Genomic DNA, 19,481 nt, shown 5'->3' on the forward strand with positions numbered 1-19,481 from the left:
CGCCGTTCCGAGGCCTTCGACGTCTCCTCCGAAGGGCCGCTTCGGTGATGCTTTCGGTCTGGCCCGGCCGACTAATCACCTCCCTTGCCTGTACGTAGGTCTGTCGTGTCAGCAACGATCGGCGGACTGGGCGATCTCCTGTCGCAATTGGTCGACCTTCGCGCCAGCCCACTGCCGGGCGTCGTCACCGAAGATGAGCCGCGATGGCGTCTCGCTCTGCGAAGCAAGCGCCACGATCCGCGCGGCGAGCAGCTTCGGATTGCCCGGCTGGTTGCCGTTGGCCTCGTCTACCCACGATCGATACTGCGCAATCGCCTCTGCATAGTCTGGAATGTCGATGCTGCCGAAGCTCGCCGACTTCCGATCTATGAAGTCGGTGCGCAGCATACCCGGCTCGACCAGGAGCGAGCGGACGCCCAACGGTGCCAGCTCCTGCGCAAAGCCCTCCATCCATCCCTCGACCGCGAACTTTGAAGCCGAGTAGACCGCCCCACCTCCATTGGAAGCCAACCCGCTAACGGATGAGATGGTGACAATGAGGCCTGAGCGACGCTCACGCATGTGGGGGGCGACCGCACGCGCGACGTTCATCGTGCCGAACAAGTTGACCTCGAACTGACGCCGCACCGCGGCATCGGTGAAGGTCTCGAAGAAACCCAGTTCGGCATAGCCGGCATTGTTGACCAGCACGTCGATCGCACCGAACCGCTCGACGGCCTCGGCGGCGACCGAGTTTGCGGCTTCCGCGTCGGTGATATCGAGCGCGAGGGCGTGCAGGCGGCCGTGTTCGCCTCCGCAGGCACTGCGCGCGGCGTCCACGGACCGCGCCGTTGCCACTACCGTTTCGCCCGCCTCGAGTGCCGCGCGGGCGATCTCGCGTCCAAGTCCCCGGCTTGCGCCCGTCACCAGCCAAATTTTGCCCATCGCCTGCACCTCGTTTTTTCCACTGTTGCTTACTAGGTAGCCATGCTAATCAATCTAGATAATGGCCTAATTATTAATAGGGCCCAGTAGCGGGAATCATCAATGCGTCCGGATCAGCTCGGCGACCTCGCCGTCTTCGCGGCGATCGCCTCCGACCGCAGCTTCACGCGTGCCGCGAGGCGGCTCGGAGTCACGCAATCGGCGTTGAGCCAGACAATGAAGCGGCTGGAGAGCCAACTTGGGTTTCGCCTACTCTCCCGCACGACGCGCAGCGTCGCCCCGACCGCTGCCGGCGAGCGCCTGCTGGCCACCCTCTCGCCTGCACTGGCAGGGTTGGACGACGAGATCGAGGCACTGTCGCAGGCACGCGGGGCAGCGATCGGCACCGTCCGGATCACGACGGGCAAACACGCCGCGGACACAGTGCTGTGGCCGATGCTCCCGTCCTTCATGCGCCGCCATCCGGGCATCGAGGTGGAGGTGTGTGTGGAGGGCGGAATGACTGACATCGTAGCAGGCCGCTACGATGCGGGCATTCGGATCGGCGAACGACTGGAGAAGGACATGATCGCCCTGGCGGTCGGGCCCCCACTTCGCGTCGCGGTGGTGGCCGCTCCCAGCTACCTGAGCAACCATCCGGCGCCGATGGAGCCCTCCGACCTCACGGCGCATCGCTGCATCGCCTACGGCGACGCGCATGGCGACCTGTCTCCCTGGTCGTTCGAGCGCGACGGCCGTGCGGTGACGGTCACGCCAGGCCGCGGGCCGGTGTTCAATGACGGCGACCTGCTGGTAGCCGCCGCTCTTGAGGGTCTCGGCATCCTCTACATCCTGGAGGATCTGGTCGCGGCGCCGATTGCCGATGGCCGTCTCACGCGACTGCTGGAGCCGTGGTGCGAGCCGTTCGCAGGTTACCACCTCTATTACCCCGATCGGCGAGGTACGACGGCATTCGAATTGTTCAAGGAGACGCTTCGAGCATGCAGGGCGTGAAGGTTTGGCCAAGCGTCGGAGTCGATTCTTGAAACTTGATCGTCTGCGGGAAAAGTAGCGGAACTCCGCCAACGGCGGATTCTGATACCAATCCTGAAGCGGACAGGAAGCTTTCCACCAATCGCGGGCCGTTCGAGGATAAAATACCTTGGCAAACGTCAACAATTGTCACTGGCCACGATAAATTTCATTTTTGGTCAAAAGCTTACCCTTTTTGCCAAGGTATTTTAGCTTTAGCGCTCTGTGGGCAGCGAGTGGCAACGGCTGTTTGCCGCCAGACCGGATTAAAGGCATCTGCCTAAGGTTGCGATATTCATGAGTGGTCAATCAGCCGGTATCGAAATCGTGGCTCAAGAGACCATGTCGAGCCTCGCCTGGCCGCTTCCCATAACGGAGATGAAACGCGCGGCTGAAAGCGCTCTCGGATTGGTAGCCGACCTCAGCCGCGATGTCGGCCAGAGGGCGGCCTGAACCTGCCAGTTTGCGTCTGGCAAGCTCGAGCCGGACCTCGGACAAAAATGCCAGCTGTGCCACCTTCGCTGACTTTCGGAAGATACGAACGAGACTGGCGCGGGAGGAGTATGCGGTACTCGCCAGTTCGTGGAGCGTCCAAGCTTTGCCTGGCGCCTCCAGCCGCATCCGACCGAACCGTGTTTCAGCCAAGAAATCACGGTATCTGTGTCTGCCTCATGCGTACCGGCGGGTGCTCCAATTAGCCCGACAGAAGTAGAAGGCGCTCGAAGCGTCGGGCTGCCATGTCGATAGCAGAAGCCATGATCACGAGGTCGGCGGCGTCCCAGAACAGGAGACCTGTTGCTGAGCCAGCACGGAGTCGAAAGAGGACGATCCAGGCGTCCGGATTACCCAGATCGCTCCAACCTGCGGATTCGGCCATTTCCGCCGCTTCCTTGCGGCAGTCCTGCCCACCTCGGATAGTTGCGTGGCCGAGCATCTGATGGACCTGGGGCGTCCCGGCTCCTGCATGCGGTCCAGCCTGTGCATGTTCGAAGGCCTCATAGATTTCAACGAGATCATCAAACGAGCCGATGCCAGTCTGGTCGATTTGCACTTCCGCAGCCGAGACATCGAACGTTCGGGTTGGTAGGGGCCGCAGACGTGCATATGTGGCGGTGGCCCATCGCTCGTCCGAGAGTGCTTCGAACCTTGCCCCTGGCTCGCCTTCCGCCCAGACCGGATCCGGTGTATGGGCAAACTGCAGCGTCCCATCCACCATCAATTCCGCCGTTACCAGATCTCCTTCCGTATGCGGCAAAGGTCCCGCAGACGTATTCGCGCCGAGTTCCTTAGAGGTCTTGATCGCAGCGGATGAAGCTTCAATGATAGCCTCGGTCATCGGATAACGGACAAGAGAAGTGCCTGGAGGAGTATAGACGACATCGACCAGTAGAGCGTCGTCGTGGACGAAAAGTGACAAAAGACCATCATCCGGTATCAGGCCAGTCGACCCAAACACCGCCGTGACCTCAGCGAGGTCTATCTGCAACAGGAACGGGTGGCGCATTCCGTGCTCGTTGCTCGGCCACGCGCCCGGTGGAAGGTCAGGACCGCCGCCGATTCGGCTGGCACCTAAGGGTACCTCTTCAGAAAACGGTTCTTCTAGCAATGCTATTGCCGGTGCGAAGAATTGCTCGGCCGCAGAGGAATCACGGTCTCCCAAGGCCGCTGCAAACCTGTAATCCCATTCTTTGTGGTGCGGATCGAGTTCGGCATCGCTGCCAGCATTCCCCGCATTGATTCCCTCGATCGTCGCGCGACGCTTCTTCTCCTGGCCGTGAAACTGCGACAACAGCGTTTTTTCGCCGACATCATCGACGCGGGCCTGGAGTCCTTGCATCATCATGCCGAACTCTCCTTCGACCGCTTGCCGGTTGTTTGCAGCCGCGCGCCAGCCGAACGCCCAAATGCGATCCCTCCGACCCCGCACCAGCACCAGGCCCGCAGCCTCTTCGCTCCCCGCGGCGGCGGTTAGGCTTCCTGTTCCGTATCGCCCCTCGCGTCCAAAGAGTTGAACGGCGACCAGAGGCCAGCCGCCTGAATCGTCTACTCCGATGAGATCTGCCGCTATGGACGAGAAATTCCCGTCGAGAGACCATGGCTGAACTTGGTCAAGTGCGAGAACGAAAAGCGAAGGAAGCTGCTTGTCGGGATGCGGTTGGAGGACGAAGCGTTCCGGTTGGACTGCAACACCATGGGGAAAAGCAGGCGGAGCGGTGAAAACGAAATCACGTGTCATCCATCGCTGCAGTCGATAGGTCATACGAATCCCTCCGTTCAATAAGGTTGCGTGTGTTTAAACTTGATGTCACGTCCCGTAACCGCTCATAGCGCAAGCGGCCATCGATCTCGATGTGGCTAGGGGCGCGATCTGTCAACGACTCATTCCAGTCTCCAGGGCAATGATCGCCACCTTGAAATAGCCGGCAGCCCGCAGGGCTTTCATTGCCGACATCATGGAATCCCAACCTGCTTCTGTTTGGGCACGTACCACCACACGCTGGTTCTGGTCGCCACGCGAAAGCCGGTCCAACTCAGTCGCTAGGTTGTCGGTCGTGACAAGCGTATCGTCCAGCATCCAGCTTTTGCCAGCAGTCCAGCGGCCGCTCATCCGGAGAGCCAACAGAATAGCGAACATGCCACAAAGTACCCTCGTCAGGACAGCACTATCCCGTAAAGAGGCGGATGCCAGATCCTTCGATCCGACGGCGACGGCGACGGCGACGGCGACGGCGACGGCGAGCGCTATCAAACAAAACAAGAATGCAAGGACGGCAAGTTTACCTTTGTTCAACACATCCTCTTTTTTCGACTGCATCCCGCAACCATTCTCCGGCAAATGTGCTGAAATCAACCTATGTTGCCGACATCGAAAATTCGGGAGACTTTCTGCGGCAGCTTTGAGAACGAGCGCCAACAGCTCGTGTCCTTGGCAGGACTGCAATCAAATCTCGTCCGCCTTCTTTAAGTTATAGAAGAATTCAAACAGGGAAGGCGCGGCCAGACCCAAGCCCCGTGCATTATTTCCGGTACCAAAGGGATCGGAAGCTTGTTCCCACAACCAGACCCTGTTGTTCGCCTGGTCGCGACCATCCATGACCAGGTGGGAGTTGCCGCCGTCTGCCGTCCCGAAGAAAATCATGGGCAGTGTAAACTGATCCCGCCAGTGGGGATTGGTAATGAACATCCGGTGGCTTTGGCGAATATCTTCCTGCGGAGAGACCAGAATCTGAACCTCGTGAGTCGAACGCGTATCATCCTCGAATGCAGCGACGAACAAGGCGTTCTTGTCGGGCCGTCCGAAGCCGTTCCATCCATATCGTTTCAGTACCTGGACCAATTGTTCGGGAATCTGCAGGCCAGTGTCACGCTCGAAGTTGGCGATATCCTTGTCAGACCACTGCGTGCCTTCTTCGTGTTCCCAGTCCCCAGTCGCCCGCATCTTGGCAATTGCGTCATCAAGCGTGATGCTCATTCATTTCTTCCTCAATGGAGCACAAGCGATATTTATCGCAAAAGCCCTTGTTGCTGAAGCACAGATTTTTGCCTCGGATAGACAGCTTTGACCTCGAACTTGATGTCGATCAGAATTCCGGCAGGGATACCGCCCTCCAAATAGTAGAGTACGGCAAAAAAGGGGGTTTCACGAATGTCCGAGCCCTGTTCCTGTTGATTTGCGGCACCAATTAACCCAGTTTTCCGCTTGACCCGTGATCCGGTTACTCGAACGTAAGTTCTTGGAAGCACTTCGAGTTCGCACTTGCAGTAGGGTCCGGACGAAATGGAAAATTGGTTCAAATTCACGCGAAACTCAACATCCTAATCTCCTAACCACTCACCAGCTACAATGCCGAAAATGTAATCTATGGAACTCGATTATGCGGGTCTTCGAGCAATTCTGCCGCCGGTCTGCGGTTTGGCGACACCTGTTGTGTGGGGGAAGCTCAGCGGCAGGCCTCGGAGTGAACGCATTGCAAGATAAGCGAAGCATTCCGCTTCGACCGCATCGCCACGCAGACCAATATCGTCAGCAAGTGTTACCTCGACAGAGGCACGCTTTGCAATTTCCTTCATCATCACAGGATTCTTGCGGCCACCACCGCACACAACAATATTCCTGGGTCTTTCCGGCAGAAGATCCAGCGCTTTACCAACGGCACCCGCAGTAAATGCTGTCAAAGTTGCAGCGCCGTCCTCAAGACTTAGCCCGTCAGCCATGGATGCCGGGAAATCAAAACGGTCAAGCGATTTCGGGTATGGCGCATAGAGAAACGGATGGCTGAGAAGCGCGAGCAAGCGCTCTTCGTCAACTTGGCCGCTTGCTGCAATCTTTCCGTCCCGGTCCATTTCCTTGCCGGTTTTGGCGCGTATCCAGTCATTGACGGGAGCATTGGCCGGTCCGGTATCGAATGCGATCATATCATCTGAACCGCACCATGTAATATTGGCGACGCCGCCCAAATTGAGTATGGCATAGTCAACGCCAGCACCGATCTTGTGCAACATAGCCTTGTGATAAATCGCCGAAAGCGGTGCACCTTGCCCGCCGGCCTCCACATCCGCAGAGCGGAAATCGTAAACCACATCCGTTCCAACGATGCGTGACATGAGTGCTCCATCGCCCAATTGCCGTGTGAAGCCACGTTTCCCGCCTTGAGGTGCGGCGTGAAGAACCGTCTGGCCATGAAAGCCAACGGCCGCAATATCCGACGACCGGAAGCCATGCTTTTCAACAAACAGATTGACGGCTTGTGATTGAGCTTCGGTCAGTGCCATCTCGGCTTTGCGAAAGATTTCCGGCTCAGGCCCCTTGAATTGCCATTCACGGGCTTCTTCAAGAGTCTGCACTAACACTGAGCGAATATCAGTTGGATAGGGAGCAAGTTCCCAAGGGCCGAATTCGTCGATGGTTTCGCCATCGCTGCGTATCATTGCAATATCGATAAAACCATCCAGAACAGTTCCCGTCATAAGACCGACCGCCCAGCTTGACTTGATATCGGACGTTTTTCCTTGGTTCATGCTGTGGGCTGCGCTCCTGCTTTACGGCAAACACCAGCCTTGTTACTCCGTTGCAGCCATGATCCGCAAGCCAGTAGAACTGTTCTGTGTTTATCCGCCACTGGCAATATATTGACTATAAACCTCTACGCCCAACCAGATGAGCGTAGCGAGCCCGAGCGATACAACCAGGACTACAAGAACCGGATAGCCTTTCTCGCCCTGCCTGGCTTTTTGCGCTTCGATCCTCTTGGTCATTGTACTTCCTCATTCATGAAAGTTGCGACCAGCCCGTTCAAACGTAGGCTCGGCAGGGCTGGTCCAACGGGCTCATAAGAACCTACGCTGCTGCAGCGTTGATGCGGCTTTCTGCCATCCCGGACAAAGCTTTGTCCGTTTTCATTTCCTCATCAAGATTTTGCTGAAGCAGGGCAGCACAATCAGGGCGGCCAAGCTGCTTCGCCCATGCGACGAGTGTGCCGTAGCGGGTAATTTCATAATGTTCGACAGCCTGAGCCGCAGCAATCAACGCCGCATCGAGAACACGGTCATCATCGACCTCTCCTGCCACATCATCGGCCTCTTCAAGAATGCCATCAATGGCCGGACAGTTCACCCCGCTAACTTCCACGCCGTGCTGGGCGAAAACCTGCTCAAGACGGTCAATCTGCCCGTGCGTTTCTTGCAGATGTTTCTCAAAACCGTCCTTCAGAGCCTGATCCTTGGCCTTGTCGATCATCTCAGGCAAAGCTTTTGCGATCTGGTTTTCCGCATAGTAAATATCGCGGAGCGTGTGGACGAACAAATCGTCCATCGATTTGATATCCTTGGAAAAAAATCCCATACTCATTCTCCCTGATTTCAGTCACAGACCATCACTCGCAGCCATCGGCTTGCGTTTGCGGTCACTGATATTTGGTTACAGGGAAGTAACGAGGATGCTCGGCAATGGTTCCTAAAATTGCACAGGCGGATCGAAACGGCCTTTTCCAGCCAGCTCAAGCAAGTAGACCTTGCCCGCATCAGGATCAGTTTTGTGATAGGCTTCGCTCATGTCATGATACGCCGTTGTGACAATTATGCTGGCCGTCTCCTCGCTGACAAAAGCAGGACAGGAAGGCTGTTTAACAGGCATTTTAATGGAGTTTATACGTTTGCCGGAGGGCGCATAGACATCTACGGCTGAACGGCCCCAACAGGCATTCCACAGATTGCCATCGCTATCGACAACCGAACCGTCAACGCCGCCCTTTTCATGATGGCGATAAAATTCGGTCGGCTCGCCAGTGGGAAGCCCGGTTTCAGGGTCGGTATCAACCCGCCATATTACATTTTTGCCGGTATCGGCAAAATAGGAGATACTGCCATCAGGCGAGAAACAGATCGAGTTTGTAATTGATATGTTACTGAATAGCTTACGCAATTCTCCTTTTCGATACCAATAGATTGCGCCTGCGCCCTCCTCTGCTTTCTTGCCCATTGTGCCAATCCAAAAAGCTCCAGCCGGATGCACACGCGCGTCGTTGGAACGCGTAAGCGGGTTATCAGCTTCAATCGGTTGATACATCTCCAGCAAGCCGGAGCGGCGGTTACGAAGCACAAGCCCGGTTTCCGTAGCAATCAACTGATACTGCTCATCGACCACCGCCAGTGCGCTCGCCATCTGGCCGAGTTGATGGATTGCAACATCACCACCGGCCAACGGTTTTTCGAACAAGCGCCCCGTTACGATATCAAACCACCAGGCATTCTTCGTTAGCGGGTCGTAGCCCGGACCTTCGCCCAATTGGCACGGAACATCATAGAAAACGCTGATTTTTGGCTGATCTATCATCAAATCTACCCATAAACCCGGTCATACGCCGCAATTGTTGCTTTTGCGCGATCACCAACCTCACCTGCTGTGGCACCAATCCTGTAGAGGCTGGAGCCCAGGCCGAATGTTCGCACGCCAACTTTTGCATAGGACGCAAAACCGTTTTCATCGACACCGCCAACAGCGCCAATAATTGTTCCTTTAGGCAGAATTGCACTTATCGCCTTTATCCCGTCAGGGCCGAGAACGCTTGCTGGAAAGAACTTCAACCCGGATGCCCCAGCTTTCAAAGCAGCGAGCGCTTCGGTCGGCGTGAAGACGCCAGGCATGGACACCATTTGCGCCTTGGCAGCGGCGGCAAGCACGAAAGGATCGATATTCGGAGAAATGACAAGACGTCCGCCAGCATCCTCAAGCCGCTTTACGTCAGCTGCATCAAGCACTGTTCCAGCACCAACAAGAACATGCTTCGGCATATTTTTTGCAAGCAATTCAATGGACTGGAACGGATCGGGGGAATTGAGCGGCACTTCTATGACATCAATTCCCGCAGTAACAAGCGCCTCGCCAATTGCAAGAACCTCATCGGGGCGGACGCCCCGCAAGATCGCAATCAGATCGCGTTTGAGTTTGGGCCATGGAGCAGAAGAAAGGGGCATTAAAGGGTTCCTTTGGCGATAGGCCAGATTCCGGAAGCAGCAACGAACAGTCCTTTGCGTACGGCTTCATCAGCATCGACCAGATCAAAATCAAGTCCGGCAATATCGAACGCCTTGCCATAAAGAGTGGCCATTGCACCGGACGCGACTAACGTTATCTTATTGTTTGATATGGATTTTTGCCCGGCGATCTCTGCTCCGATAAGCAGGCCCGAAAGCCGCGAGGCTGCCCCCTCCGGCTTCAAATCATTCAGGAGCATGGCCGCGCGAATACTGAACAAATGTTCGAGGAGTGAGCCTCCGTCGAGCATGGACTTCAGCGCTGCAATGAATTCCGGATGATCCGCCGAGGCCAATTCTGCTGCATCCTGAATGGAATGACGCAGGATAGACTGCCCGCTGACAAGCGCATAAAGCTCACCGGTCATATAGGTGCCGAATGACTTTGCACTGCCCTCTTCCAACTCTACCCATTTCGAGTGGGTGCCGGGCATCGCTATGATTCCATTGGATAAATTTTTATCAAGAATAGCGCCAAGCAGTTGGGTTTCCTCACCGCGCATGACATTTGGCGCATCATCCGACTGGCAAAGCCCGGGGATAATCCGCACGTCGCGCGCCATATCCGGCAGCTTGACGGCACCAACAAGAATAGCATTCAGATCGGCAGGAACCGGCACATAGTTCGCATCGACCCAACCCTGACGCGACCCGGCCATGCCACAAATAACCACTGGCAGATCGGACGGCGCGCCAAGGCTTGCAAGATGCCCCTCAAGCACAGAGGCAAAGCCCTTTGAACGTGACACATCAAGCCCGTCATCTGAACGCTTTTCACCAAGAGCATTGCCCGCTCCATCGACAAGCCAAAGCCTGAAACGCGTTGTTCCCCAATCACTTAGAGCATAGACAGGGGCCTTGCTCACAGATAGCCTCCATCAACGATCAGGGTCTGTGCGCTCAACATGCGCGCTGCATCGGACGCGAGGAAAAGACAAGGCCCAACCATGTCGCCAGGCTGAATTTCTTCACGCAAAACCTGCCGCTCAATATGGTGTTTCAGGCGGTCTCCCGAAACCCATAATTCCCGCTGGCGCTCGGTGATGACCCAGCCCGGAGCGATGGCATTAACGCGAATTTTCTCCGGTCCCAGTCTCCCCGCCAGCCCTTTCGTAAGACCGATGATTCCAGCTTTCGCAGCCGTGTAGGAAGGCATTTCTCCATGGTTGATCATGAACGAAGTCGACGTGAAATTGATGATTGAACCACCACCCGCTTGGCGCATGCCAGGCACGACGGCCTGTGCAGCGAAAAACTGCGGGCGCAGGTTAATGGACTGATTCCTGTCCCAATATTCCAGCGTCACATCATCAATATCGTGACGATCATCCCAAGCTGCATTGTTGACCAGAACAGTGATTATACCAATTTTTTCAATAGCTTGCGAAACTGCCGCCCGCAGGGCTGCCACGTCGGAAAGGTCGGCCTTGATATACAGCGGACGGTTTCCGTACTGGCCTTCCATCTGCTCGACCAAAGCATTGGAAGGTTCATCGGCAATATCGATAAAGGCAACGCGCGAACCCTGACGCACAAAGCCCTCTGTGAGCGATGCACCGATGCCAGAGCCGCCGCCAGTGATGAGCACAGATCGATTTTTCAGGTCGGGGAAAATAGCGGACGGCATCATGACAGGATTCTCGCAGGATTAGGATAGTTCCATTATTTGGAACTGTGTTTGACTATGTTGAATTGTCATCCTATGCTTCAAGAAGTCAAGAGGAATGCGCATGGGCGGAAGTTTCAATCTCGTACAATTAAATTTCTATTGGCGGTTGAAATTTTACCCGAAAAATAGACGATTCTTCTGCCATGTTGCTTCAGTTCGCTGCGAAAGTGGAAAAATCGTCCCAACCACTTTGAGAACGGTGCAAGCATGAGCAAACTGCAACGATTGGAAGACAGTGCCGGAAAAAAATCATATGGCAGTCAGGGCACTGGCACGCTCGGCAAAGCCATGAGCGTGCTCGACATCATAGCCAGCGCATCCGAGCCGCTCCGTTTCACCGATGTCTTGCAATGCTCCGACCAACCGCGAGGCACTCTCCACCGGCAAATTTCAAATCTCATCGAAGAAGGACTCATCGCCGTCAACAAAGACAGTTCTTATTCGCTTGGGTTGAGATTGTTGCAGTTTGCATCCAAAGCGTGGGCTGGTAATGAATTTCGCAATGTCGCCGCCCCTCACATCCAGAAATTGCATGAGGCGACAGGCGAAACAGTGCATCTCGGCATATTGCGCGACATTGAGGTGATCTATCTCGACAAGATCGAAAGCCGCCGGAATATTCGCATGGTTTCGCAGATCGGCAACACAGCGCCCGCCTTTTGCACCGGGGTTGGTAAGGCCGCACTTTCGGCGCTTCCCGACATTGAATTGCGCGAACGGGTCAAGCGCATCGAATTCAGGCATTTTACGCCAAACACCCTGGCTGACGTCGATGCCCTTTTATCTGAGATCGACACAATAAGACGCACCGGAAATGCTTATGACCGGGAGGAACATGAAACGGGAATTGCCTGCGTTGCAGCGCCCATCATGTCTCGCACAGACCCGCTGTTTACCGCCAGTGTTTCGGTGACTGGTCCTGCCTACCGGGTGACGCCCGAAATGCTTGCTTCATGGGCCGATATCACCCGCGATACCGCATCCGCGATCATGTCCAGCATGGGAACACAACTCTCGCCACGTAGCTAAGATACTGAAAAATTTGAATTAATTTCGTTGCAATGCGGAGCATCACTGCCGACAAATTTCTGTCATAAAAATCAAAAAGATACCACAAAGTTTCCACAATTGGCCTTTTCCACACTTGACGTAAGATGCCGATAAACTTCAATCTCCTAATACTTTCGGATTAGTCTATCCGAGTATCGGAGGGATATTATATGTCTTTTTATGTTTCTCGCGCGGCAGCTTCCGCCCGCAAAAATCATCTCAAAACGTTCCGTAAACATCTCGTTACAACAGTTTTCACAACCATCCTGCTCACCGCCGCAACGGCAGGTGCGATCGCTCAGCAACAGCCCAGATACTACAATGCCGACGGCACACGAACCGATGATTTCGAAGCCGCAAAGAAAAGCTGGCGCGATGATGCCGAGTTCAACGGCAATGACGGCCTGAAGGCAATCAATGCCGACGCCGCCTATGCGATGGGCTTCACCGGCAAGGACACCAAACTCGGTGTTATCGACCAGCCGGTCTATGCTGGCCACTCGGAGTTTGCCGGTGATGGCAAAATGAACTTCGTCAAGACCGAAGGCACCCGCCTTTACACAGACCCCTATATTCCTGTGAAAGCCGGCGACCCTTTCGTGGCCGATGGCAGGCAGTATATTGACGGCTATGGCGGCATTTCCGACCATGGCACGCATGTCGCGGGCATCGCCGCCGCCAACCGCGACGGCAAAGGCATGATGGGCGCAGCCTTCGACGCCACAATTTTCGCAGCCAGCAATTATGATGCAGGTCCTGAAGATGGCGTTGTTTTGGGGAATGACGGCGCGGTCTATGGCGCAGCATGGGATGCCATGATCAATAGCGGCGTCTCGATCATCACCAATAGCTGGGGTATTGGCCTTTCAAGCTCATCCTGGAGCTATGGCGAAGCATATGGGCAATATCAGGAGATCGAGGCCATTCTCGGAACGCCCGAAGGTGGTGCCTATAACGGCGCGATCAAGGCCGCCGAAAGCGGCATTGTCGTCGAATTCTCGGCCGGTAATGATGGCGGGCTGGAGCCCGATGCACTTGCCGGGCTTGCAACCTTTCGCCCGGAACTGGAGAAAAACTGGCTGACAACAATGAGCGTCGTGGCAGACGAGACCAATCCGGACGGCTATTCGAGAAGTGGCTTTTCCAGCATTTGCGGCTACTCAAAATATCATTGCGTGGCCGCTCCGGGCACCAATATCAACAGTAGCATACCGACCGGCGACATCACCGGTCTGAACCCCGGCGACGTGATCGACGACAGCAAGCTCAAATCCGACTATGCCGAATTCAGCGGCACATCCATGGCCGGCCCTTTTGCCACCGGCGCTTTCATGGTGCTGAAGCAACGCTTCCCCTATCTTTCAAACGGCGACATCAACGAAATCCTCAAGACGACATCCACCGATCTTGGTGAAGCCGGCGTTGATGATGTGTTCGGCTGGGGTCTGATCAATCTCGACAAGGCGATGAAAGGCCCCGGCCAGTTCCTGAGCCGGGTCGAGGCAAATCTGCCCGAATCTTATAGCGGCGCCAATGAAGAGGTCTGGAGCAATGATATCTCACAGGACGCGCTGAACCAGCGGTTCCTTGAAGACCAGCAGACAATCATTGATTGGGAAACCAAGAAGATCAACAATGGCTGGGAGAACGGTATAACGGAAGCCAGCAAGGAAGATATCCGGCAGCAGGTCACATCAGAATTCCCGGATTCCAGCTTCCCGGCAGCAATCAAACTGGTGGCAGATCGCTATGCGGCGCTCGATATTATTACCTTGCCTCAAAACCCGCCTTTGACTGATGAGCAGCTTGAGGCTGCCAATGCAGCTTTTGAAGCGGCTGATGCCAAGATGTTGGCCGATCCGGCAGCAACAGCCCTGTGGAACGCATTCGTGGCAACGGCACCAAACACCAGTATTTCACGCGAGAAGCAATTTGTCGATTTCTCGGCTACGTCCGACGCCAGCGCCGAAACAATTCGCGGGACAATTACTGATGACCGCATTGCCGGAGCATTGAAGGAATTTACTGCCTATGAAGCGCTTGTTCCGACACTGACCGAAAAACTGAATGATCCGGACAGCTATTATGGCGGATTGACCAAATCCGGAGAAGGCACACTTCGGCTAACAGGCAATAGCACTTATCTGGGTTATACGATCATCAATGGCGGATTGCTTGCGGTCGACGGCTCCATCGTTTCCAACGTTGACATCAATGATTCCGGTACGCTTGGCGGTGTGGGCTCAGTGGGTGATATCCGCGTCCGTAGCGGGGGTGCGGTCGCCCCCGGTAATTCGGTAGGCACTTTGACATCCAATGGTGATGTAACCTTCATGGAGGATTCTATCCTGCACATTGAAGTCAAACCCGGTGCAGCAGACAGGCTTGTTGTCAATGGTGAGACGTCTCTTCTCGGCGGCACCGTCCTGATCACACCGGAATCTGATGACGGCAAAAAAATCAACGCGCAGGAGATGCGTAATGCCCTCGAAAACGCGACCTATACGTTCCTGACCTCAGCGGGCGGCATCAGCGGTGAGTTTAAGGATACCTTTTCCTCCTTTGCATTTTATGACGCCGACCTTGCCTATGCTCCGACGGCAATTGAGGCGAGCTTCTACCGCAACGGGGTTGGATTCGGCGATTATGCTGCAACACGCAACCAGCGAGCCGTTGGCAATGCCATTGAGTCCCTGGGTGCTGGCGGCATGCTTTACGACACCATTGCAACCAGCACTGTGTTCGATGATCTTGCTGGCACGTACCAGTCCCTGACCGGCGAAATCCATGCAACGCTGGACGGTGTTCTGATCGAGGACGGGCACTTCATCAGTCAGGCGGCGACAGACCGACTTCGCGCCGCCTTTGATGGCGTGGCGGTCACCCCGCAGGCGACAATCAATCCGCTCGCCTATGGTCCGGACAGCAAATCGGCGGGAAGCGAAGCCTTTGCCGACGTCGCTCCGGCTGATCTTGCCCCTGCCCTGTGGGGTCAAGCCTATGGTGCCTGGGCCCATGCCGACGGCGACGGCAATGCCTCCGGCTATAGCCGCGACACGGGCGGCTTCGTCACCGGCCTTGATGGCGTGATTGCCGAAACATGGCGCTTTGGCTTGCTCGCAAGCTATGGCAACACATCCCTGCATAGTGGCGGGGCCAAGGCTGATGTCGAAAGCTATCAGATCGGTGCCTATGCCGGTACGCAGTGGGATGCGCTTGGGCTTCGCCTTGGTGCCAATCTCGGCCATCATGAGATCGACACGGATCGCGATGTGGTGCTTGGCGGTGTTACCAACGGCCAGAACGCATCCTATGATGCCAAAACCGTGCAGGTCTTCGGCGAACTCGGCTACAAGATCGACACGCAATATGCCGCGCTCGAACCCTTTGCCGCTGCCCGCTATACGCATCTGAAAACCGACAGCTTCCAGGAAGATGGCGGCGATGGCGCATTGACCGGCCTTTCCGGCTCCAGCGATGTTACCACCACAACGCTCGGCCTTCGGCTTTCGCGGAACTTCGCGCTCAGCGAGACCACCGTCTTGACAGCACGCGGCATGCTGGGCTGGAACCACGCCTTTGGCGATGTGACACCGGAACGAAGCCTCGCCTTTGCAGGCGGTGCACCCTTCTCCATTGAAGGCCTGCCGATTGCCAAGGATGCCTTTGCGGTGGAAGCCGGGTTCGATGTCGGCATCGGCAAGCGTACAACGCTCGGCCTCGCCTATACCGGCCAGTTCTCCGGCGACACCAGAGACAATGCAGTCAAAGCCGATCTGACTGTGAAGTTCTGAGAATCCACTTCAATGCGAAAAGGGCGGCCAACGCCGCCCTTTTCAATTGTCATGTCATCCGCCACTGCTCGAACTACCCCATCGGTCGGCGTCAGAAAAGCTCTTAATTCTTCAAAATGAAATCCGCAGGCCGCGAATGCTCAAGGACGAGGTTGGCATTGGGCATATCGTTGGACAATGCCCGCGCCTGTGCCGAGCCGACGTTGTAGCCAAAGCCAAGCCAGCGTTGCACCAGCCGGTTTTCCAGCTCAAGTTGATCCACCTGCAAAAATACCGTCAGATCGAACAATGGTTCCAGACGATCCCAAGGAGCCTGATCGAGCAGAAGATAATTGCCTTCCACAAGAAGGATTCGCTGATCGGCCCTGACAATATCTGCTCCTGCCCGCGCCAGATCAAGCTTGCGATCAAAAAGCGGGATGACGATATCCTCGCCGCCCTCGCGAAGCCGCTTCAGCATGACCTCGAAACCGGCACAATCAAATGTGGGCGGAGATCCCTTGCGCTTGCGCATGTCTTGCGCATCGAGAATGGCATTGTCGAGATGAAACCCGTCCATCGGCACGACAACGGCCGCACCCGGATCGCGCTCGTTAATGGCAGCGCAGAGCTTAGCGGAAACCGTGGATTTTCCGGCACCCGGGGGGCCGGCAATCGCCACGACAAGCCGCTTTGTATCTGCCGCCCGGGCAAGAATGGCCGTAACCAACTCCTGAGTGGTCACGACTTCCTGCCCGTGGTCCAATAGGGTCAGGCCAGCCATTTGTCGTAGTCGGAAACGAGCAGATGCAGCGGTGCTTCATCTTCTTCAATATTGGAGAAGCGACCAATCGGCTCACGGAAGATATTGTCGGTCAGGTCGTCATTGACTGTCGAGACTTCACCGATCAGCACATCGCCGCCCTCACCCCAGAACGCATGCCAATTGCCCGGCAGCAACGTCACGCTTTCACCTGGCTGAAGCTTCAAAAGCCCGCCCGCCTTCTGGCGGACGATACGGCCATCGGTGGCAACTTCAACGTCGGTCTTTTCATCAACGCTGCCATCTTCGTTGGAATTGAACAGCTCCAACACCAGCGTGCCGCCACCGCGATTGATAATGTCTTCCGCCTTGACGATATGACGATGCATGGGCGACAGCTGCTTCTCGCGGCTGATCATGATCTTTTCCGCGTAAAGCATGCCGCCACCCATTTTCAGGTCTTCCTGATTGCCGTTCCGGGTGGTGAAGAGAAACAGCCCAAGCTCATCGAACTTGCCCTGACCATAATCGGTAATGTCCCAGCCAAGGCGCGCATCGAGAATTGCCTTTGCATCGCTCGATGTACGGGCTTTCAACTCTTCCGGCGACCAGTAGGCGAAGGGGGGCATGACATAGCCGAACGAGCGGATGAACTTGTCGCTCTCGCGGATGATCGCATTGATTTCGGAACGCTTCATTCTCAAAAAGTCCTTTTGCTGCAATGTACTAATTGTTCGTTGCCGGCGGCGTTTTTGCTCCGGTCATAAAGGCAACGGCATCCGACATCGTATATTCCTTGGGGTCTATAACGGTTAAGCGTTTTCCCAGCCGGTGGATGTGGATACGGTCTGCCACTTCAAAAACATGTGGCATATTATGCGAGATCAGCACAATTGGCAGTCCGCGTTTTTTTACGTCCTGAATGAGTTCCAGAACGCGGCGCGACTCCTTGACGCCAAGTGCAGCTGTTGGCTCATCCATGATGATGACCTTGGAGCCAAAAGCCGCCGCACGTGCCACCGCAACGCCCTGGCGCTGACCGCCGGATAGTGTCTCCACTGTCTGGCCGATGTTCTGGATGGTCATGAGGCCAAGCTCGCTGAGCTTGTCGCGCGCCATCTTTTCCATCGCCTTGCGGTCGAGCATGCGGAACAGGCTGCCGGCAATGCCGGGTTTGCGCAATTCGCGACCAAGAAACATGTTGTCAGCAATGGACAGTGCGGGAGACAAAGCAAGGTTCTGATAGACCGTCTCGATGCCTGCATCGCGCGCTTCCATTGGCGAGCGGAAATTGATGACTTTGCCATCAAGCTTGATCTCGCCTTCATCGGGATGCACGGCACCGGAAATCGCCTTGATGAGCGAGGATTTTCCCGCACCATTATCGCCGATGACCGCCAGCACTTCGCCGGGGTAAAGGTCGAAATCGGCATGGTCCAGCGCCGTTACACGGCCATAGCGCTTGACCAGACCGCGTGCGGTCAAAAGCGGGGTCGCAGAAGTTTGTGTCGTGCTCATCAGCTTGCCGCCTTTCTGATCCACTGGTCGATTGCCACAGCTGCAATGATCAGCACACCAATCATGAGATAGGTCCACTGCACATCCGTGCCATACATGCGCATACCGAAGGAGAAAACGCCGACGATGAGCGCACCGAAGAGCATGCCAAGAATGGAGCCACGCCCGCCGAACAGCGACATGCCCCCGATAACCACAGCCGTTATGGATTCAATATTGGCGAATTGACCGATCTGCGGTGAAACGGAGCCGTTGCGGCCAATCTGCGCCCAGCCAGCCAGTCCGCAGATGAGGCCCGCGAGCACATAGACCGAAACAAGCACGCGCTTGGTGCGCACGCCGGAAAGCTGTGCGGCCTCCGGATCATCGCCGATCGCATAAAGATGACGTCCCCAGGCGGTATAGTTCAGAACATACCAGAGCAGCGCGATCAGCAGGATCATGGCGAATACGCCATAGGTGAACATAGCGCCGCCGCCGAGATTGATCTTGTCACCGAAGAATTGCAGCAAGGGAGCGTTTTGCTCGATCTCCTGTGCGCGGATCGTCTCATTGTTGGAATAAATATAGGTCGTGGCGAGGAATATCTGCCAGGTGCCAAGGGTGACGATGAATGGCGGAAGTTTTACATAGGCAATGAGCACACCATTGATGAAGCCGCAGAAAGCACCGAGCGCAAGGCCGCAGGCAACAGCCACCTCGACAGGCAAGCCGTAGCGGAAAGTGAACTGCCCCATGACCACCGAAGACAGCACCATGATGGCGCCGACGGAAAGGTCGATACCGGCGGTGAGAATGACGAGGGTCTGTGCCGCGCCGACAATGCCCACAATCGCAACCTGCTGCAGGATCAGCGTCAGCGCGAATGGCGTAAAGAAACGCGATCCGACCAGCACCGCGAAGATGATCAGTGACAGGATCAGAACAATGAGGGGTACGGCTGCCGGACTTGAATGCAGGAAATTGCGTATCTTTTCCAGCGCACTCTTGTCATCGCCGTCAAAGCTGGCGACGGTCGTCGCGCTTTGCGTCAGCACGCTTTCGAACTCCTGCGCTTTATGCGGTGTTCGCTCTGTGTCTGTCATAATGTGACCTCCCTAGAACAGGGTAATGAATTCTGTTTGAAACAAAAGGCTGGCGCGACGCTGACCCTCCCCCTTATGGGGAGGGAAGCTGCGGAGCAGCCGGAAGAGGTCTTTGCAAAGTGAAAAAACCCTTCCCCGTCGCTACTCTCCGTCCC

The 19,481-nt window shown here is 55.9% G+C and carries 19 protein-coding genes; 3 read left to right on the plus strand and 16 right to left on the minus strand.

Annotated elements, in window-relative coordinates; translation table 11 throughout:
• Window positions 1-108 precede the first annotated feature (108 nt).
• A complete protein-coding gene (locus ACYJL1_RS19880) occupies window positions 109-924 on the minus strand; it encodes an SDR family NAD(P)-dependent oxidoreductase (protein WP_460898677.1) in 816 nt (271 codons plus the stop codon).
• 102 nt (window positions 925-1,026) lie between these two features.
• Between ACYJL1_RS19880 and ACYJL1_RS19885 the strand changes: the two genes are divergently transcribed.
• A complete protein-coding gene (locus ACYJL1_RS19885; protein ID WP_460898679.1) occupies window positions 1,027-1,917 on the plus strand; it encodes a LysR family transcriptional regulator in 891 nt (296 codons plus the stop codon).
• A gap of 327 nt (window positions 1,918-2,244) precedes the next feature.
• Here the strand turns inward: ACYJL1_RS19885 and ACYJL1_RS19890 are convergent, their stop codons facing one another.
• The 11 genes from ACYJL1_RS19890 to ACYJL1_RS19940 form a co-directional block, all read right to left on the minus strand.
• Entirely contained in the window at window positions 2,245-2,556 is a 312-nt protein-coding gene (locus ACYJL1_RS19890; protein ID WP_460899172.1) for a helix-turn-helix transcriptional regulator, read from the minus strand.
• Window positions 2,557-2,629: 73 nt separating this feature from the next.
• Complete coding sequence (locus tag ACYJL1_RS19895; protein WP_460898681.1) at window positions 2,630-4,195, minus strand: DUF1963 domain-containing protein; 1,566 nt, start codon at window positions 4,193-4,195, stop codon at window positions 2,630-2,632.
• Between the two features lie 111 nt (window positions 4,196-4,306).
• On the minus strand, window positions 4,307-4,849 hold the full coding sequence (locus ACYJL1_RS19900) for a biopolymer transporter ExbD (protein WP_460898683.1): 543 nt from the start codon (window positions 4,847-4,849) through the stop codon (window positions 4,307-4,309).
• A gap of 27 nt (window positions 4,850-4,876) precedes the next feature.
• Window positions 4,877-5,407: an SMI1/KNR4 family protein gene (locus ACYJL1_RS19905; RefSeq protein WP_460898685.1), complete on the minus strand. Its 531-nt coding sequence runs from the start codon at window positions 5,405-5,407 to the stop codon at window positions 4,877-4,879.
• Window positions 5,408-5,808: 401 nt separating this feature from the next.
• Entirely contained in the window at window positions 5,809-6,930 is a 1,122-nt protein-coding gene (locus ACYJL1_RS19910) for an anhydro-N-acetylmuramic acid kinase (RefSeq protein WP_460899173.1), read from the minus strand.
• A 114-nt stretch (window positions 6,931-7,044) separates the two neighbouring features.
• Window positions 7,045-7,191: a hypothetical protein gene (locus ACYJL1_RS19915; protein WP_460898688.1), complete on the minus strand. Its 147-nt coding sequence runs from the start codon at window positions 7,189-7,191 to the stop codon at window positions 7,045-7,047.
• 82 nt (window positions 7,192-7,273) lie between these two features.
• Window positions 7,274-7,777 (minus strand): YciE/YciF ferroxidase family protein, encoded by a 504-nt coding sequence (locus ACYJL1_RS19920; protein WP_460898690.1) that lies wholly within the window; start codon window positions 7,775-7,777, stop codon window positions 7,274-7,276.
• A 111-nt stretch (window positions 7,778-7,888) separates the two neighbouring features.
• On the minus strand, window positions 7,889-8,767 hold the full coding sequence (locus tag ACYJL1_RS19925) for an SMP-30/gluconolactonase/LRE family protein (protein WP_460898692.1): 879 nt from the start codon (window positions 8,765-8,767) through the stop codon (window positions 7,889-7,891).
• A 5-nt stretch (window positions 8,768-8,772) separates the two neighbouring features.
• Window positions 8,773-9,408 (minus strand): 2-dehydro-3-deoxy-6-phosphogalactonate aldolase, encoded by a 636-nt coding sequence (locus ACYJL1_RS19930; protein ID WP_460898694.1) that lies wholly within the window; start codon window positions 9,406-9,408, stop codon window positions 8,773-8,775.
• On the minus strand, window positions 9,408-10,334 hold the full coding sequence (locus ACYJL1_RS19935) for a 2-dehydro-3-deoxygalactonokinase (RefSeq protein ID WP_460898696.1): 927 nt from the start codon (window positions 10,332-10,334) through the stop codon (window positions 9,408-9,410). The genes ACYJL1_RS19930 and ACYJL1_RS19935 overlap by 1 nt, the downstream gene beginning before the upstream one ends.
• Window positions 10,331-11,098 (minus strand): SDR family NAD(P)-dependent oxidoreductase, encoded by a 768-nt coding sequence (locus ACYJL1_RS19940; RefSeq protein WP_460898697.1) that lies wholly within the window; start codon window positions 11,096-11,098, stop codon window positions 10,331-10,333. Before ACYJL1_RS19940 ends, ACYJL1_RS19935 begins: the two co-directional genes overlap by 4 nt.
• A 246-nt stretch (window positions 11,099-11,344) precedes the next feature.
• Between ACYJL1_RS19940 and ACYJL1_RS19945 the strand changes: the two genes are divergently transcribed.
• A complete protein-coding gene (locus ACYJL1_RS19945) occupies window positions 11,345-12,166 on the plus strand; it encodes an IclR family transcriptional regulator (RefSeq protein WP_460898699.1) in 822 nt (273 codons plus the stop codon).
• 191 nt (window positions 12,167-12,357) lie between these two features.
• Window positions 12,358-15,981, plus strand: coding sequence for an autotransporter domain-containing protein (locus tag ACYJL1_RS19950; RefSeq protein ID WP_460898701.1), 3,624 nt, complete (start codon window positions 12,358-12,360; stop codon window positions 15,979-15,981).
• A gap of 103 nt (window positions 15,982-16,084) precedes the next feature.
• Here ACYJL1_RS19950 and ACYJL1_RS19955 read toward each other — a convergent pair whose 3' ends face one another.
• From ACYJL1_RS19955 to ACYJL1_RS19970, 4 genes are read right to left on the minus strand one after another with little or no spacing between them, the layout of a single operon-like run.
• Window positions 16,085-16,744, minus strand: a complete 660-nt coding sequence (locus tag ACYJL1_RS19955) for a nucleoside/nucleotide kinase family protein (RefSeq protein ID WP_460898703.1) — start codon at window positions 16,742-16,744, stop codon at window positions 16,085-16,087.
• The gene (locus tag ACYJL1_RS19960; protein ID WP_460898704.1) at window positions 16,732-17,421 is read right to left on the minus strand and encodes a D-lyxose/D-mannose family sugar isomerase; all 690 of its coding nucleotides are present in this window, start codon (window positions 17,419-17,421) and stop codon (window positions 16,732-16,734) included. The genes ACYJL1_RS19955 and ACYJL1_RS19960 overlap by 13 nt, the downstream gene beginning before the upstream one ends.
• A 28-nt stretch (window positions 17,422-17,449) precedes the next feature.
• Window positions 17,450-18,241: an ATP-binding cassette domain-containing protein gene (locus ACYJL1_RS19965; protein WP_460898706.1), complete on the minus strand. Its 792-nt coding sequence runs from the start codon at window positions 18,239-18,241 to the stop codon at window positions 17,450-17,452.
• A complete protein-coding gene (locus tag ACYJL1_RS19970) occupies window positions 18,241-19,326 on the minus strand; it encodes an ABC transporter permease (protein WP_460898707.1) in 1,086 nt (361 codons plus the stop codon). The genes ACYJL1_RS19965 and ACYJL1_RS19970 overlap by 1 nt, the downstream gene beginning before the upstream one ends.
• Between the last annotated feature and the right edge of the window lie 155 nt (window positions 19,327-19,481).

Source organism: Phyllobacterium sp. K27 (genome assembly GCF_054796155.1).